This window comes from Sulfitobacter sp. HI0040, assembly GCF_001634885.1.
In the GTDB taxonomy this organism is placed as follows: domain Bacteria; phylum Pseudomonadota; class Alphaproteobacteria; order Rhodobacterales; family Rhodobacteraceae; genus Sulfitobacter.
This window is the reverse complement of record NZ_LWEX01000048.1, coordinates 1-16,459: the sequence shown is the minus strand read 5'-3', so window position 1 is coordinate 16,459 and position 16,459 is coordinate 1. Positions and strand designations below refer to the sequence as shown.

Below are 16,459 nucleotides of genomic sequence, written 5' to 3'. Positions count from 1 at the left end.
TCAAAGGCGAAATCGTCATAGGCAATGTCGGGGTCGTCGTCGGGCGTGCACATGCGCACAGACGGGCGATACTACCTCGCCGGATGCCCGCCCGACGACGACCCCGACATTGCCTATGACGATTTCGCCTTTGACCACGACTTGTGGGAGGACAAGGTCTGGCCCGTGATCGCCACCCGCGTGCCCGCCTTCGAACGGGTCAAGGTGATCAACGCCTGGGTGGGGCATTATGCCTACAACAAGCTCGATCAGAACGCGATCCTGGGGCGGCATGTCAAACTGCGCAATTTCGTCTTCGTGAACGGCTTTTCAGGGCACGGGTTGCAGCAGGCCCCGGCGATGGGCCGCGGGACGGCAGAACTGATCACCTACGGCGAATACCGCGCGTTGGACCTTTCGCCCTTCGATTACGACCGCATCGCGGAAAACCGGACTTTCCTAGAAAGGGCCGTGATTTGAAACTGTCCACCAACCCCTTTCTGAAAGCTATGCGCGCCGGAAACCGGCAGGTGGGGATCTGGGTCAGCCTCTCCAGCCCCTACGCGGCGGAGGCGATTGCGCCCGCGGGCTATGACTGGGCCCTGCTGGACATGGAGCACAGCCCCAACGAGTTGCACACGCTGCTGGGCCAGCTTCAGGCCTTCGCCGCCAGCGGCACGACCGCCATCGTGCGGCCCGACTGGAACGATCCCGTCAAGGTAAAGCGCCTGCTGGATCTGGGCGTGCCGGGACTGCTCTTTCCCATGGTGGAAACGCCGGAGGAAGCTCGCGCCGCCGTGGCCGCCTGCCGCTATCCGCCGCGCGGCAAACGCGGGGTGGCCGGGACCGCGCGGGCCAATGCCTTTGGCCGCATCACGGATTACTACACCCGGATCGAGGAGGAGACCGCGATCCTGGTCCAGCTTGAAACCCGGCAAGCGGTGGAAAACGCCGTGGCCTACGCCGAGGTGGACGGCGTCGACGGCATCTTCTTCGGCCCGGCGGATATCGGCGCGGACATCGGCCTCTTGGGCCAGCCCATGGCGCCGCAGGTCTGGGACCTGATCCGCCCCGCCGCGCGCCGCCTCATCGATCGCGGCATGCCCGTGGGCACGCTGGTGTCGGATGCGGATTTCGCCGCCGAGCTTCTTTCCGAAGGGTTCACCTTCGTGGCCTGTGGATCCGACGCAGGCCTGCTCGCCAAGGGGGCGGACCGGCTGCTGGCCGCCGTGCGTGACAAGATTGCCGAATGAACTGAAGGATGTATGAGATGAAGTTGAAAAAACTGGTGCTGACCGGCGCAGCGGGGCGGCTGGGTTCCTACCTGCGGGAACCGCTGAGCAAGATGGCCGATGAACTCGTCAGCACCGATATCGCCGAGGACATCGGCACGCTTTACGACGGCGAAAGCTACCACCGCGCGGACCTTGCGCAATACGATGAGATCGTGCCGCTGCTGGAAGGCGCCGACATGGTCATCCATTTCGGCGCCATCGTCGACGAAAAGCCCTTCATGGAACTGCTCGGGCCGAACTTCATCGGGTCCTATAACATCTTCGAGGGCGCATCGCAGCACGGGGTGCGGCGGGTGGTCTATGCCTCCTCCATCCACGCGGTGGGGATGCACAAGAAGGCGGATTTCATCGGCATCGACGCGCCGCACCGGCCAGATACCTTCTATGGGCTGGCCAAATGCTTCACCGAGGACATGGGCAGCATGTACTGGGACAAGCGGCAGTTGGAATCGGTTCACCTGCGCATCCTGAGCGCGGCACAGGTCAACAACGCCCGCGCGCTGGGGTCGTGGCTGTCCTACGATGATCTCATCCACCTCGTGACGCGGGCGATCGATACGCCGTCGGTCGGATTCTCGGTGATCTACGGGGTCAGCAACAACGACCGCGCCCCGGTGGACAACGCAAAGGCCTCCTTCCTCGGTTACCGGCCCAAGGACAATGCCGAACAATTCGCCGAAGAGGTTCTGGCGCAGACCGATGCCCCGGATGTGACCGACCCCGGCGAGATGTGCCACGGCGGCCCCTTCGCCAAGGTGGATCTGGGCCAGAGCGGTCTGGCGCAGATGAACATCGTGGACGACCGAAAGAAGACCTGATGCGGCCCGCCCCCGCCGCCCGTGCATGGTGCAGGCGGCGGGACGCTCCGCGGGGAGTATTTGAAAAAGGGTGAAGGGGCGGCTCAGACCGACAGGTAGGCGTCGCGGATTTCGGGCTGCGCCTTGAGTTCGGCAAGGCTGCCCGCGAACTTCGCGGAGCCATGTTCGATGATCACCACGGCATCGGCCACGGCCTGTGCGAAATGCAGGTTCTGTTCGGAGAGCAGCACCGTCAGGCCCTCGGTCTTGAGCTGCAGGATAATCCTCGCCATCTGCTCGACGATGACGGGCGCGATGCCTTCGGAGGGTTCATCGAGCAGGATCAGCGCGGGATTGCCCATGAGCGAGCGCGCGATGGTCAACATCTGCTGTTCGCCGCCCGAAAGCGCCTTGCCCCGGTTGTGCCTGCGTTCCGCAAGGTTCGGAAAGAGGTCGAAGAGCATGCCTTGCGTCCATGCGACCGAGCCATCGCGCGCGGGCTGGCGGCCGACTTCGAGGTTCTCAAGCACCGTGAGATCGGTGAAGATGCGCCGTTCTTCCGGGACATAGCCCAGACCCATCCGCGCGACCTTGTAGGACGGCAGCCGGGTGATGTCCTGCCCGCGGAAGGTGACCCGGCCCGCCCGGGGGCGGACAAGCTGCATGACCGATTTCAGCGTCGTGGTCTTTCCCGCGCCGTTGCGGCCCAACAGCGCCACCACCTGCCCCGCCCCGACCGTAAGGCTGAGGTCGCTGAGGACCTGCGCCTTGCCGTAGTAGGAATCCACGCTTTCCAGTTCAAGCATCATGGGCCCCCGCGGCTTGCGCGGCGAAGACGGTGCCGCCACCAAGGTAGACCTCCTGCACGCGGGGGTCTGCGCGGATTTCCTCCACCGGGCCATTGGCGATGAGCTGGCCGCGGTTCAGCACCATGACCCGGTGCGCATGGGCGAAGACCACATCCATGTCATGTTCGGTGAACAGCACGCTGATCCCCTTGCTGTTCAGGATATCGGCGGTGAGCTGCATCAGACCGATCCGTTCGCGCGGGGCCATCCCGGCGGTGGGTTCGTCCATCAGCAGCAGGAAGGGATCATGCGCCAGCGCCGTGGCGAGTTCCAGCCGCTTGAGATCGCCGTAGGCCAGCACGGCGCAATGCCGGTCGGCCTGATCCTCCATGCCCACGGTTTCCAGCAGGTCCATCGCCTCATCGCGGTAAAGGCGCGTGGCATAGGGCAGCGGGGCATAGATCCGGCGGTAGTGCGAGATCAGTGCCATCTGCACGTTTTCCACTACTGTCATGGAGGCATAGGTCGCCGTGATCTGGAAGGTCCGGCCCACGCCCATCCGCCAGATGCGGCGGGGCCGCATGCCGGTAATCTCCTGCCCTTTCAGCAGCACCTTTCCAGCCGAGGGACGAAGCTGGCCCATCAGCATGTTGAAACAGGTGCTCTTGCCCGCGCCATTGGGACCGATCAGCGCCAGAAGCTCACCGGGGGCGAGATCGAAGCTGACGTCATCCACCGCGCGGATGGCGCCGAAGCTGCGCGACAGGTTGCGGACAGACAGGACCGGGGTCATCGCAGCTCCCTCTCTCCGCGCAGCCAGCCCAGCCGTTCACCGAGCTTGCGCAGGCTGCCGACGATCCCGTCGGGGGCGACGATCACCACGAAGATGATCAGCAGCCCCAGCGCCAGCCGCCAGTATTCGAACCGGGTCAGCACGTCCTTCACGCTTTCGAAGAAGGCGCCGCCCACCCAGCCGCCCGACAGCGTCTTCACCCCGCCGAGGAAGACGACGATCAGCGCATCGAAACTGCGCGCGATCTCAAGCTCGTTGGGAAAGACGCTGCCCTTGGAAAAGACGAAAAGCCCCCCGGCGAGCCCCGCCATGGTGCCGGCGAAGGTAAAGGCCACCCACTGCACATGGCGGGTGTTGATCCCCGTCGCCTCGGCCTGACGCGCGCTGTCGCGGGCGGCGCGCAGCGCGTAGCCAAAGGGCGCATGGGCCGCGTGGCGCAGCAGCAGGATGCCACCGACGCAGAGAACGAGAGCGAGGTAGAAGAACACCACGTTGTCCGAGGCCCAGTCGGACGGCCAGATATTGACCAGCCCGTCGTCCCCGCCGGTGATGTCGCCCCACTGGAACGCAAGGCTCCACAGCAGTTGGCCGAAGGCGAGCGTCAGCATGGCGAAGTAGACCCCGGTGGAGCGCAGGCAGACCCAGCCGATGACAATGGCGGCAAGGCCCGCGCCCAAGGGCGCCAGCAGCAGCGCCAGTTCCATGGGCGTGCCCGCATAGGTCACCAGCAGCGCGGCCACATAGGCGCCGCCACCGAAGAAGGCCGCGTGGCCGAAACTGACCAGCCCGCCCTGCCCCAGCAGGAAATGCAGCGAGGCCGCGAAGAGGCAGAAGATCAGGATGTCGGTGATCAGGACATTGTAGAAGTTGCTGCCCAGCAGCGGCACCGAGGCCAGCAGGGCCAGCAGGAAGGCCACAAGCAGCCGCACCCCGGTGCCCGCCGGGCGGATCGGGCGCTCGGGCTCTCCGACCTGGCCGTGTTCGCCGGCGACCTCCTCCCGGCCCAGAAGGCCGAAGGGGCGCACCATCAGCACGATCACCATGACGACGAACATCAGCACCAGCGTGGATTGCGGCAGGTAGGTCACCCCGAAGACATTGAGGACGGAGATGATCACCGCCGCCAGATAGGCCCCCGGCAGCGACCCCATGCCACCGATCACCACCACCACGAAGACGGACGCGAGGATGGAGAAATCCATCAGCAGATCCGCGCCGCCCTTGGGCAGTTGCAAGGCCCCGCCGAGGCCCGCAAGCGCGCAGCCCAGAAAGAACACCCCGGTAAAGAGCCACGCCTGATTGACGCCAAGTGCGCCCACCATCTCCCTGTCCTGGGTGGCGGCCCGGACCAGCGTGCCCACCCGCGTGCGCGCGATGAGATACCACAGGGCCAGCGCCACAAAGGGCGTGATGACAATGAGTGCGATGTCATATTGCGGCACCGGTTCGCCCATGATCCGCACGACCCCCTTCAGCCCCGGCGCGCGGGGGCCCAGCAGGTCCGTCGGCCCCCAGATCATCAGGGTAAGGTCCTGTATCACGAGGATCACGCCGAAGGTCGCCACAAGCTGGAACAGTTCGGGCGCGGAATACACGGGGCGCAGCACGCAGATCTCGACGATGATGCCGATCAGCCCAACGATCAGCCCGGCCAGCAGGATCGCGCCCCAGAAGCCCACCGCACCGGGCAGCACCTGCATCAGCGTATAGCCGACATAGGCGCCCAGCATGTAGAAGGACCCATGGGCGAAGTTAACCACGCGGGTCACGCCGAAGATCAGCGACAGGCCTGAGGCCACCATGAAAAGCGCACCGGCATTGGCAAGCCCGGTCAGAAGCTGTGCGATGAACAGACCCATGAACTCTCCTGCTGGACCGGTGGCGTCCCCCGGACCACGCCGGGGGAGCTTGGGCTATCCTGCGCGCGCCTATTCGGCGGGGCGCAGCTTGGCCACCTCTTCGTCGGACGGCAGGTAGTCGGCACCGTCCTTATAGGTCCAGTCGGTCATCACACCGGCACCGTCCTTCAGCATGGTCTTACCGACGAAGGCGCCCATGGTCGCCTGGTTGTCGATTTCGCGGAAGGTGATGGTATCGACCGGGGTTTCGACGGTCAGCCCCTCGAAGGCCTGCCGAATGGCGTCACCCTCTGTCGATCCCGCCTTTTCGATGGCGGCGGCGATGGATTGTGCCGTCATGTAGCCCACGAGCGATCCCAGCTTGGGCGTTTCTTCCCAGCGGGCCTGATAGGCATCGACGAAGGCCTTGTTGGCACCGTCGTCTTCGGTGAAATCGTACCAGGGATAGCCGGTCACCACCCAGCCTTCCGGGGCCTCGTCGCCCAGCGGTTCGATATATTCAGGCTCCCCGGACAGCAGGCCATAGACGGTGCGCCCCTCGAACAGGCCGCGGGTGCCGCCTTCGCGGACGAACTTGGCCAGATCGGGGCCGAAGGTCACGTTATAGATCGCATCGGGCTTTGCCCGTTCCAGCGCCTGAACCTCGGCGCCCGCGTCGATCTTGAAGAGCGCGGGCCATTGCTCGCCCACGAACTCCACCTCGGGCTTCAGTTCGGTCAGCACCTCCTTGAAGGCCGCCACCGCGTCCTTGCCGTAGGCGTAGTTGGGCGCGATGGTCGCGTATTTCACGGCATCGGTCTGGGCGGCTTGTTCGGCCAGCATGGCGGCCTGCATATAGGTCGAGGCGCGCAGCCGGAAGGTCCAGGGGTTGCCCTGGCTCCATGTGACGGCATCGGCCAACGGTTCCGCCGCGAGGTACACCCATTCCTTTTCCGCCGCGAGCGAGGCGATGGCCAGCCCCACGTTGGACAGGATGGAGCCGGTGATCATGGCGGCGCCTTCGGAGGTCATCAGCTCTTCGGCGATCTTGATCGCCTCGCCCGGATCGCCCTGATCGTCGCGGAAGATGAATTCGAGCGGGCGGTCCAACACGCCGCCCTCGGCGTTGATCTCCTCCAGCGCCAGTTCGATGCCCTTCTTGTAGGGTTCGGCAAAGGCGGCGAGGCGTTTGTAGTGGTTGATCTCTCCGATCTTGATCGGCTCACCGGACTGCGCCATCAGCGCCATGCCGCTCGCGGCCCATGTGCTGGCTGCCACCAGACCCGTGATGCCCGTCAGGAATGTCTTTCTGTTCATCATGTCCCCCTGTCGTTGCGGAACGGTCCGAGCCGCCCCGATTGTTCAATGTCGATCAGTCGTGCTGAACGAAGACCGGCGATACCGGTTCGCCCAGATCGACCGTGGCTTCGGCCTCCAGCATGTCGCGGATGCGCATCCGGTACACGTTCGGGCCCTTGTCGATCGCGATGCGGATGGGTTTGCGCTTCTGAGGGCGCTGCTCCTCTTCGTGGATCGCCTCCAGAATGGCTTTATCCTCGTCGAACGCAATGCGAAACATGCGGTCCATCTGCTCGGATGCCTCTTCGTCACCCAGCGCGGTGTTGCGCAGATGCATCCAGTGATCGATGGTATAGCCTTCCTCCACCGGTGTGACGAAATGCAGCGCGAAGATGCGCACGCCCTTGTCCCGCTCCTCCTCCGGAAGGGCAAGATTGGCGTCGGCGCTGCCGAAATCGATCACCGCGGTGGAGGGCAGATGCAGGTAGTAGTAATGCCAGCGGTCCACGTTGCCGGAAAAGCCGCCGAACTTCTTGAAAAAGCCGATCGGTTCCGCATCGCGGATCCAGCGCCAGGCGACGATTGCCTCGCCGCCGGTCTTGACGTGGACGGGGACGTTTTCCGACGCCGCATTGCCCAGTGTCGTGGGATGCACGAAGCTGACATGGGCCGGGTCGACAAGGTTTTCCGCCACATTGAGGTAATTGGCGCGGATATGCAGCTTGTCCCCGTGGTGGACATGCCAGTTCGGATCCGCAAGCTCCGGCATGTCGAAGCACAGGGCCGGGTCCGCCGCCTCTGGCTCGCCCATCCAGATCCAGACGATCCCATGGCGTTCGAGCGTCGGATAGGCGTCTACATAGGCCGATTTGGGCAGGTTCGACTGCCCCGGCACCCGGACGCAACGCCCGTCGGCCCCGAAGGTCATGCCGTGATAGCCGCATTGGATCGTATCGCCAATGCGCTTGCCCCGGCTCAGCGGCAGAAGGCGGTGCGGGCAGCGGTCCTCTAGTGCTACCATTTCGCCCGCGCGGGTCCGGAACAAAACGAGGTTCTGGGCGCAGATCGTCAGGGGGACCAGCCGGTCCTCGAAATCCGTTGACCACCCGGCGACGTACCAGCTGTTCTTGACGAATGGCATGCGGCCTGCTCCTTCAAGGTTGCATCGGGACCGGAAGCGATGGCCCCATGAAGCACCAAGAAATTGTTAGCTGTCAAACAAAATTTTGGCAGCTATAAGTAGCAAAAGCGCCCGGTATTCCACCGGTGCCGCAGGCAGCGGCCCGCGGCGCTTCAGCGAAGGACGACACATTTGCCAACCGATACCCCACCCCGCGCCGACCCCGATACGCCCCCGACACGAGGGGCCGAAAGCTACCGGCTGGAGGACCAGATCGGCTTCAAGCTGCGGCTCGCAAGTCAGCGCCATATCGAGATTTTCTCGCGCCGCCTGCCCGAGGTAACGCCAACCCAGTTCGCCGTTCTGGCCAAGCTGCGCGAAACCGGCCAGATCAGCCAGAACCAGCTGGGCCGCAGCGTGGGCATGGATGCCGCGACCACCAAAGGCGTTGTGGACCGGCTGCGCCGCAAGGGGCTGGTGCAAAGCGCGCCTTCGGGCACCGACATGCGGCGGCTCGATATCTCGTTGACGACGGAGGGGACTCGTTTTGCGTCTGACGCTGTCGCCACCGCCCGCGCCATTTCCGAAGAAACGCTGGCCCGGTTGACCAAGCGGGAGGCCGCGCGGCTTCTTTCCCTCCTCGACAAGCTCTAACGCGTCAAGCGCGCCTAGCGCAGCCCGTCCTTGCCCTCCGCCTCTTCGTGGGTCAGCCCGCCCACGCGCGGCAGAGGGCGACCGCTGTCGGTGACCGCCACGGCAACCATGATCTCGCCCGCGCGGGGCGCATCGTTCAGCCGCACCTCGATCCCGTCGAAATGGCTGCGTACATAGGCCGCGTCCTTATGGCCGAGCGGCACGTCCAGCACCTGCCCCGGCCCCCCCATCTTCTTGGAGGACGGCACCAGCGCCGCGCCCTTTTCCACCGCCTTGCGCAATGGCGCGCCCAGCTTGGGGTGCAGGATCGCCGCGGCATGTTCCAGCTCGCCCGCCTCGCCCACCATGGCCGCCTTGCCGTAGCTTTCCGCCTGCGCCGGCGTGATGCCCAGCGCCTTTACACAGCGCTCCCCCAGGACCCCGCCCAATTCGGCCCCGATCTCCATCAGGTCCGACAGGTCTTCTTCGTAGCGGCCCGCAAAGGGGTTGGCGATGACAGCCACCGCCACGGCCTTGCGGGTGGGCGGCTCGATGTCCCGCCCCATTTCGCGGCGGGTTTCCTCCACCCATGTGGCGATCTTGCGTATCTCGGCCTTCATCTCAATCCGTCCTTTCCTTCGATTTCCGCAGCCGCCAATCCGCCGGCCCTGTGATGCACGCGCGGCCCCGTCGTCATCACCAGCACAAAGGCCAGTTCATCGGCCCGGGGCGCATCCGGCAGGCCGACCTCGATGCTGTCGAAATGGCTGCGCACGTAGGAGGCGTTCACGTGGGTGACGGGCACATCGAGCCGCGTGCCCGGCCCGCCGACCTTCTTGGTCGAGGGCACGATGGCCTTCGCCCCGCCCAGCACGTCGCGCATGGCGTAGCCCCCCGGCGCATGCCAGAGCGCGCCGTGCTCCAACTCGCCCGCCGTTCCGACGATGGCGCCCTTGCCATAGCCTTCGATTTGCGATGCCTCCCCGCCCAATGCGGCCAGCAGCTTCTGCGCCATGCCGAGGCCCAGCGGCTTCAGGTCTTCCATGAAGGGCTGGATCTCTTCGGCGTAGCGGCCCGCGAAAGGGTTGCGGATCACCGACATGATCCAGCCGCGCTTGGGCGGGCGGTCCGCGACGGGGCCGCCTTCGTGAAAGATCTCTTCGACGCAGACCGAAGTCTTGCGAATGAGGACGTCATGCATATGCGAACTCCTTCAGGGGATGGCGCTGGTACGCAGGCAGGCCGAGCAGGCGCGCCTGCCCCCGCAGAAACAGAGCCGCCCCCGCGATCAACCCGCCTTGCTGCAATTCCGTGGCCCGCCGCAGGCCGGCCTCCAGCGCGCGCGCGGTATCCTCGGGCGACAGGGGGCCGAGGGCAAGGGTGACGGGCGCGTCGCCCAGATCACTGTCCTCGCGCAGCTCCCTCGCAGGTTTGCGGAGAACGGCAGGATGCCCCGGCAGGTCAACGACGTTGGCGATGATCGTCGCGGCAGCGTCGGCCATGGCGGCGGAGGGTGCAAGCACCGTGACCGCATCCGCGATCCCGAGGCTGTGGCTCCGCCCGCCCCGCCCGCTGGTGGCGATTCCGCGCGGCGCATCCGATGCAGTCAGGCTCAGGCTACCCCAGCGGCCACCGTCCGGGGTGGCCAGCGCCACGTCGAAGCGCGCAGCACCCCGCAGGTGCAGGGCGATGTCGCCCCCGTTGTTGACATAGGCCCGGTCTAGCGGGGCGGCATCGGTCATGGCGGCAAGCACGGTTTCGGCCACCGCACCGGCAACGGCCACCATCGGCGTGGTCTGGCCATCGGCAAAGGGGCGCGCGGCCTCATGCATCCGCCGTGCCACAGCGCCCTTCGGCACATCCCCCGCCGTCACGGGGCGGCGCAGCAGGTCCAGTTCCGCCGTCAGTTCCGCCAGTATCGTGGCAAAGCGATCTTCGGCGGCGGCAAAGGCAGGCTCGCGCGCGCCATTGGCCCCGATCACCAGATCGATGGGCCCGTGCTGAAGGTGCAGCCGGTTCCCCGGCAACCGCGCGACCTGAATGCTCATTCCCGGCCCCGCTTCCACGTGTAGTTGCGATGATCGTTCGGGTCCGGCTGCTGATTCATCGGGCCCACCTTGCGCACGGCGGGGGTGATCACCTCCGCCACAGGGCGCACATGTTCCACATGACCGCCGAGCGCGCCGTAGTCCTCGCGCCGCAGGGTAAATTCGATGGGCGCCACGAGCGCGGGTGTGGGCACATAGCCGAAGGAGTTCGTCGGCATGTCCATCACGTCGGCCATCACGGTGATCCCGCCCCCGGGCCAGACATAGGCCTCCGCCCCACCGCAGGAGACATAGGTCAGCGCGTCCTTGACCGACCGGGTGAGTCGCACGGGGTTTTCCGTGACCCCCGCGCGCAGCGATCCCCCGGCCCCCCCCATGAAGAGGACCGAACAGAGCGACGGTTCGCAATTCTCCGCAATCCTTTCGGCAACGGCCAGCAAGGGTGCGGTGATCTCCGCCGGGCGTGGCTGCAGATCGTCATCCAGCACGAAATAGCCCCATTGCTCCCCGGTGGTGGAGATCATCAGCAGCCGCAGGCCCGGCCATGCCTTCTTGGGGTCGGCGGGTTTCAGGATCGACAGCGGGTCCTCCACGTCCGTCCCGCCCCAGCCGGTGCCCGGCTCGGCCACCTGAAAATAGCGCCCCGGGGTGGACCTGCGCCCCTTTACCCTGATGCCCGAAGGCGTCATCTCCAACCCCCGGCCCGCCTCATGCTCGCTCAGCACGCCGGTGATATGATCATCCACCACGACGACCTCGTCGACATGGCCGTGCCACTGCTTGGCGAACATCCCGATGGTGGCGGAACCGCAGCCCACCCGCATCAGCTTTTCCGGCACCCCGTTGATGATGGGTGCCTTTCCGGCCTGAACCACCAGCGTGCAGCCCTCGTCTATCGTCATCTCGACGGCTTCGCGGTTACAGAGACGCAGCAGCGCATCGCAGGTGACGCGGCCCTCTTTCTTGGAGCCGCCCGTCAGGTGTTCGACCCCCCCGAGCGACAGCATCTTTGAGCCGTATTCGGAGGTCATCACGTGGCCCACCGCCTCGCCCTCCACGCGCACGATTGCGCGTTCCTCGCCGATGTGGCGATCCGTGTCGATCTTCACCTTGACGCCGCAGTAGGAAAATATCCCCTCGGTCACGACGGTAACCATGTCGACGCCGTCGACCTCTTGGCTGACAATGAAGGGGGCGGGTTTGTAATCGGGATAGGTGGTGCCCGCACCCACCGCCGTGACAAAGGCGCGCCCGCCCTGAATGACGTCACCGTCCCAGTCCTGCGCGTTTCCCCCCTGATCGAGAAAGGCCACCGCCTGCGCGCCCGACTGGATCACCGTGAGCGGGTCCAGCCGCACCAGTTCGCCCGCGTGGTTGGCATAGCGGTCGCAAGCCCCCGACTTGCCGTCAGCGATGTAGCACATCACCGGGCAGGCATCGCAGCGGATCTTCGCGGACGGGGGGCGCTCCTTTTCTCCGGTCTGCGGCGGCGTCGCATCGTCAGGCATGTCCGGCCTCCTTCAGGGCGGCGCGCAGCCGGGCGGGCGTTGCGGGCGCATGGGTCACGCGGGCGCCGGTTGCGTGGTAAATGGCGTTGAAGATGGCGGGCGCGGTGGGGATTAGCACATGTTCGCCCAGCCCCTTGGCGCCATATGGGCCATGGGCGTCCGGCACCTCGAGGATCAGCGTCTCGACAGGGGGGACATCGCCGATGGTCGGGATGAGATAGTCGTGCAGGTTCTCCGTCCGGCCCGGCAGGTATTCCTCCATCAGCGCCATGCCGAGGCCCTGCGCGATGCCGCCTTCCACCTGCCCTTCGACCAGCAGCGGATTGATCGCGCGACCCACGTCATGGGCCGCCACGAACCGCAGGGGCCGCGCCAGCCCCAGCGGCACGTCGACCTCTACCACCGCAAGCTGTGCGGCATAACCGAACTGGGCATAGGGCGCGCCCTGACCGTTCCGGTCCATGGGCGCCACGGGCGGATCATAGGTTTCTTCCGCGCGCAGAACGTAGCCCTCTGCGTCCGGTTCCAGCCGCGACGGCTCCAGCCGTTCGCGCCGCGCACCTTCGGTGACCAGAACGGCACCACCTTCCAGTGCGATGTCGGCGGCGGGGCCGGCATTGACCTGTCGCAGGATCGCGCCCCGCAACGCCTCCCCCGCCAGCCGGGCGGCGTTACCCGACACGAAAGTCTGACGCGAGGCGGATGTTTTTCCGGCATCAGGCGTGATGTCGGTATCCGCCCCGGCAATCACGAGGTCCTCCACGCAAAGACCGATGGCGGCGGCGAAGATCTGTGGAATGACCGTGTCGGCCCCCTGCCCGATGTCCATCGCCCCCTGATGCAGCACGATGCGCCCGTCGCGGCGCACACCGGCCTTGATGGTCGAGGGGTTCGGCAGCGAGGTATTGCCGCAGCCATACCACGCCGAAGCCAGCCCCACGCCGCGCAACCGGCGGCCATGGCCGCCCGCGTTGAAGGTGGCGCACTCTGCCTTCGCCGCTTCCCATGCGGGCCTCAGCGCATCCAGACAAGCGGCAATCCCCACGCCCTGTTCGAACACCTGCCCGCAGACGGTGGGCACGCCATCTCTCAGGGCATTGCGCAGGCGGAACTCCAGCGGGTCGAGGCCCAGTTTTTCCGCCATCAAGTCAAAGGCGGTTTCCTGTGCAATGGCCGACTGAGGCACGCCGAAGCCCCGGAACGCCCCCGAGGGCGGGCAATGGGTATGCACCGCCCGGCTGCGCGCGCGGTAGTCGGCAATTCGGTAGGGGCCGCTGGCATGGACCGGCACGCGGTTCGCCACGGTGGGGCCCCAACTGGCGTAGGCACCGGTGTTGAAATCGCCGTCGAAGGTCATCCCGCTGATGCGGCCCTCCGCCGTCGCGCCCAGCTTCAGGCTGATCTCGGCCGGGTGGCGCTTGGTGGTGCTGCGCAGGGACTCGCCCCGGTCATAGGTCATCCGGACAGGGCGGCCCGTGCGCATCGCCGCCAGCGCAATGAAGGGCTGCAGCGACAGGTCGATCTTGGAGCCGAAGCCGCCGCCGACAGCGGTGGGCACCACCCGGATCGCGCCCCGGTCAAGGGCGAGGATACCGGCCAGCGCCTCGCGGTCCATGCCGGGGGCCTGCGTGCAGGCATGGACATGCAGCCGCCCCTCCACCATCTCGGCAAAGCCTGCCTCGGGTTCGATATAGGCATGTTCCACGAAGCTCGTCGTGATCTGCGTCTCCACGATATGGGCCGCGCGGCCCAGCGCGCCGTCGGCATCGCCGCATTGCACCAGCCCGCCGCACATGACGTTGCCTTCGCGGTCGGAAAAGAGTTGCGGCGCATCCGGCGCCAATGCCTCCGCCACGGTGGCCACGGTTTTCTGTGGCGTCCATTCCACCGGAAAGCTTTCAAGGTCCAGCCGCGCCATGGCGCGGGCCTCGCCCACGACGCAGGCAATCGCCTCCCCCCGGAACCGCACGTGGGAAACCGCAAAGACCGGCTGATCGATGAACCCCGGGATGACGCCAAAGGCGTTTTCCCCCGGCACATCCGCCGCCGTCAGCACGCAGTGCACGCCGGGATGCGCGTCCTGCCACGCCCGAACATCGCCAAGGACGAAACTGGCCGCGGGATAGGGCGACCGTATCGCCCGCGCCACCAGCGCGCCCGCCGGGGCCACATCGTCGCCAAAGCGGGCGGAGCCATCCACCTTCGCCGCACCATCGAGCCGCCGGGCAGGACTGCCGAGGCCCGTGCCCGCCGGGACCATGGCGGCGGCGGCATGCGCCTCCCTCACCGCGGTCACGATCTTGCGGTATCCCGTACAGCGGCAGAGCACACCGCCCAGCGCATCCATGACCTGCGATTCATCCGGGCGGGGCACCGCGCGCAGCAGCGCCACGGCAGAGACCATCATGCCGGGGGTGCAGATGCCGCATTGCGCCGCCTGATGGTGCTGGAACGCGGTCGCGAGGTTCTGGGCGTCCTTATCCCGCGCCACCAGCCCGGACAGGGTTTCTACCCGGCGCCCCGCGGCCTGCTGCGCCGGAACGAGACAGGCACAGACCGGATCGCCATCCAGCAGGACGGTACAGGCGCCGCAGTCGCCGGCATTGCAGCCGACCTTTACATCGCGGCAGCCCAGCCCGTCCCGCAATGCCTGCGACAGCCGCTGGCCCGGTATCGCGTCAAGCTGCACCTGCGCACCGTTCAACGCAAAGGAGGTCATGAGGGTATCGCTGCGCTTATCCATCCCCGATCTCCCCCAGGGCGCGGCGCAGCAATTCGATCACCGCCTCGCGCCGGTAGCCTGCCGTGGCGCGCACGTCATCGATGGGCGACAGCGCGTCGAAATCCCCCGCCCGAAGGGAGGCGGCGGCTTCGGCGGGCGGCATCCCCTCCAGCCGCGCTTCGAGCGATGGAAGCCGCATCGCCACGGGCGAGGCCGCACCAACCCCGATACGGGGATCGCGCAACAGGCCACCGGTAACCTCTGCCGTTACCGCGACCATGCAGATGGAAATCACGAGGTATCGCCGCGCACCCAGCTTTACGAAGGAGGACCGCGCCCCCGAGGCCGGATCGGGCACGAGGATCGCGGTGACGAGTTCGCCTTCCCGCCTGAGTGTCTGGCGCGGCCCGGTGATGAAGGCACCCAGCGGCAGTACGCGCCGCCCGTCCTGAGCCGTCAGTTCCACGCGCGCATCCAGCGCCAGAAGCGGCGGCACACCGTCGGCGGCGGGCGATGCGTTGCAGATGTTTCCCGCCACGGTGCCGGTATTCTGGATCTGGACAGAGCCCACTTCGCGCGCCGCCGTCTTCAGACCGGCAAAGGCAGGCGGCAGATCGGCGCGCAGGATGTCCGTCCATGTGGTGGTTGCCCCGATGCGCCAGTGACCCTCCTGCCGGGACAGCCCCCGCAGCCCGGCAATGCGGCTGATATCCAGCAGGTCGCCCGCGAAAGGCCGCTCCGCCTGGGCGGGGAACCAATCGGTGCCGCCCGCGATGAAATGGACGCCGCCGCGCCCCGCGAGCGCGAGCGCCTCCTGTAGTTCCGTCGCCGCGAGATAGCTCATCACGCCCCCTCACCGCCCCGGCGGGCCGGTCGAAAACTTGTTGGTACACGAATAAGAATTCCGAACCTCGCTTGAGTCAAATGAATTCCCGCCCGAGGCAGGGAAATTCATCAGGGTCCGATGGCAATGCTTGATCGGCAAATGAATTCTGTTAGCGTTCAAACGAGTTCGCGTCAGAAAAGGTAGCGCATCATGCCTGCAGATTCCGCCCCCCCGCCTTCCGAAACGTCGCGCAAGCTGGTGATCCGCAACATCGGATATATCCTGTCGGGCCGGATGGAGGAGCCGGTGATCGAGGCGGATTGCCTGATCGCCATCGACGGCAAGATCGACAGTTGGGGCCGCGCAGCGGACATGGATTGCGAGGATGCCGATACGATCATCGATGCGGAGGGGGTGACGCTGGCACCCGGGCTGATCGACAGCCACGTGCACCCGGTGGTGGGCGACTATACCCCGCGCCAGCAACAGCTTCACTGGATCGATTCGACGCTGCATGGCGGGGTCACGACGCTGATCTCGGCGGGGGAGGTCCATATGCCGGGCCGCCCGAAGGACGTCGTCGGCCTAAAGGCGATGGCGATCGCATCACAGCGCTGGTACGAGAATTTCCGCCCCTCGGGCGTCAAGGTCCACGCGGGCGCGCCCGTCATCGAACATGGCATGGTGGAGGAAGACTTTGCCGAGTTGGCCAAGGCTGGCGTCACCCTCTTGGGCGAAGTGGGCCTCGGCACCGTGAAGGACGGCAAGACCGCCGCGCAGATGGTCGGCTGGGCGCGCAAATACGGCATCCAG

General features: G+C 66.3%; 14 protein-coding genes and 2 pseudogenes. 5 read left to right on the top strand and 11 right to left on the bottom strand.

What is annotated here, in order from left to right; translation table 11 throughout:
* Positions 1–39: 39 nt before the first annotated feature.
* The 3 genes and pseudogenes from A3728_RS04780 to A3728_RS04770 form a co-directional block, all read left to right on the top strand.
* A pseudogene (locus tag A3728_RS04780) lies at positions 40–459 on the top strand (NAD(P)/FAD-dependent oxidoreductase); the annotation flags it as partial.
* On the top strand, positions 456–1,232 hold the full coding sequence (locus tag A3728_RS04775; RefSeq protein ID WP_067920748.1) for an HpcH/HpaI aldolase family protein: 777 nt from the start codon (positions 456–458) through the stop codon (positions 1,230–1,232). The pseudogene A3728_RS04780 and the gene A3728_RS04775, both read left to right, overlap by 4 nt.
* Positions 1,233–1,249: 17 nt before the next feature.
* Complete coding sequence (locus A3728_RS04770) at positions 1,250–2,092, top strand: NAD-dependent epimerase/dehydratase family protein (protein WP_067920755.1); 843 nt, start codon at positions 1,250–1,252, stop codon at positions 2,090–2,092.
* Positions 2,093–2,175: 83 nt separating this feature from the next.
* Here the strand turns inward: A3728_RS04770 and A3728_RS04765 are convergent, their stop codons facing one another.
* The 5 genes from A3728_RS04765 to A3728_RS04745 form a co-directional block, all read right to left on the bottom strand.
* Complete coding sequence (locus A3728_RS04765) at positions 2,176–2,877, bottom strand: ABC transporter ATP-binding protein (protein WP_067920753.1); 702 nt, start codon at positions 2,875–2,877, stop codon at positions 2,176–2,178.
* Positions 2,870–3,652, bottom strand: coding sequence for an ABC transporter ATP-binding protein (locus tag A3728_RS04760; protein ID WP_067920746.1), 783 nt, complete (start codon positions 3,650–3,652; stop codon positions 2,870–2,872). Before A3728_RS04760 ends, A3728_RS04765 begins: the two co-directional genes overlap by 8 nt.
* On the bottom strand, positions 3,649–5,511 hold the full coding sequence (locus A3728_RS04755; RefSeq protein WP_067920744.1) for an ABC transporter permease: 1,863 nt from the start codon (positions 5,509–5,511) through the stop codon (positions 3,649–3,651). The genes A3728_RS04760 and A3728_RS04755 overlap by 4 nt, the downstream gene beginning before the upstream one ends.
* A gap of 69 nt (positions 5,512–5,580) precedes the next feature.
* A complete protein-coding gene (locus A3728_RS04750) occupies positions 5,581–6,807 on the bottom strand; it encodes an ABC transporter substrate-binding protein (RefSeq protein WP_067920742.1) in 1,227 nt (408 codons plus the stop codon).
* 55 nt (positions 6,808–6,862) lie between these two features.
* Positions 6,863–7,930, bottom strand: a complete 1,068-nt coding sequence (locus A3728_RS04745; RefSeq protein WP_067920740.1) for an aromatic ring-hydroxylating dioxygenase subunit alpha — start codon at positions 7,928–7,930, stop codon at positions 6,863–6,865.
* Positions 7,931–8,101: 171 nt separating this feature from the next.
* On the opposite strand from A3728_RS04745, the gene A3728_RS04740 reads away from it, so the two are divergent.
* The gene (locus A3728_RS04740) at positions 8,102–8,563 is read left to right on the top strand and encodes a MarR family winged helix-turn-helix transcriptional regulator (RefSeq protein ID WP_082851073.1); all 462 of its coding nucleotides are present in this window, start codon (positions 8,102–8,104) and stop codon (positions 8,561–8,563) included.
* Between the two features lie 14 nt (positions 8,564–8,577).
* On the opposite strand, the gene A3728_RS04735 is transcribed toward A3728_RS04740, so the two are convergent.
* The 6 genes from A3728_RS04735 to A3728_RS04710 are packed head-to-tail and all read right to left on the bottom strand — an operon-like array spanning position 8,578 to position 15,664.
* On the bottom strand, positions 8,578–9,162 hold the full coding sequence (locus A3728_RS04735) for an amino acid synthesis family protein (RefSeq protein ID WP_067920738.1): 585 nt from the start codon (positions 9,160–9,162) through the stop codon (positions 8,578–8,580).
* Positions 9,159–9,743 carry an amino acid synthesis family protein gene (locus A3728_RS04730; protein WP_067920736.1) on the bottom strand — a complete coding sequence of 195 codons (585 nt, stop codon included), beginning with the start codon at positions 9,741–9,743 and terminating at the stop codon, positions 9,159–9,161. Before A3728_RS04730 ends, A3728_RS04735 begins: the two co-directional genes overlap by 4 nt.
* Positions 9,736–10,590: a UPF0280 family protein gene (locus A3728_RS04725; protein WP_067920734.1), complete on the bottom strand. Its 855-nt coding sequence runs from the start codon at positions 10,588–10,590 to the stop codon at positions 9,736–9,738. Before A3728_RS04725 ends, A3728_RS04730 begins: the two co-directional genes overlap by 8 nt.
* Positions 10,587–12,098, bottom strand: a complete 1,512-nt coding sequence (locus A3728_RS04720; protein ID WP_067920732.1) for a 6-hydroxynicotinate reductase — start codon at positions 12,096–12,098, stop codon at positions 10,587–10,589. Before A3728_RS04720 ends, A3728_RS04725 begins: the two co-directional genes overlap by 4 nt.
* Complete coding sequence (locus tag A3728_RS04715) at positions 12,091–14,841, bottom strand: molybdopterin-dependent oxidoreductase (RefSeq protein ID WP_067920730.1); 2,751 nt, start codon at positions 14,839–14,841, stop codon at positions 12,091–12,093. Before A3728_RS04715 ends, A3728_RS04720 begins: the two co-directional genes overlap by 8 nt.
* Positions 14,834–15,664, bottom strand: a complete 831-nt coding sequence (locus A3728_RS04710) for an FAD binding domain-containing protein (RefSeq protein ID WP_067920728.1) — start codon at positions 15,662–15,664, stop codon at positions 14,834–14,836. Before A3728_RS04710 ends, A3728_RS04715 begins: the two co-directional genes overlap by 8 nt.
* A 192-nt stretch (positions 15,665–15,856) precedes the next feature.
* Between A3728_RS04710 and A3728_RS04705 the strand changes: the two are divergent.
* Positions 15,857–16,459 (top strand): annotated as a pseudogene (locus A3728_RS04705) (amidohydrolase family protein); the annotation flags it as partial.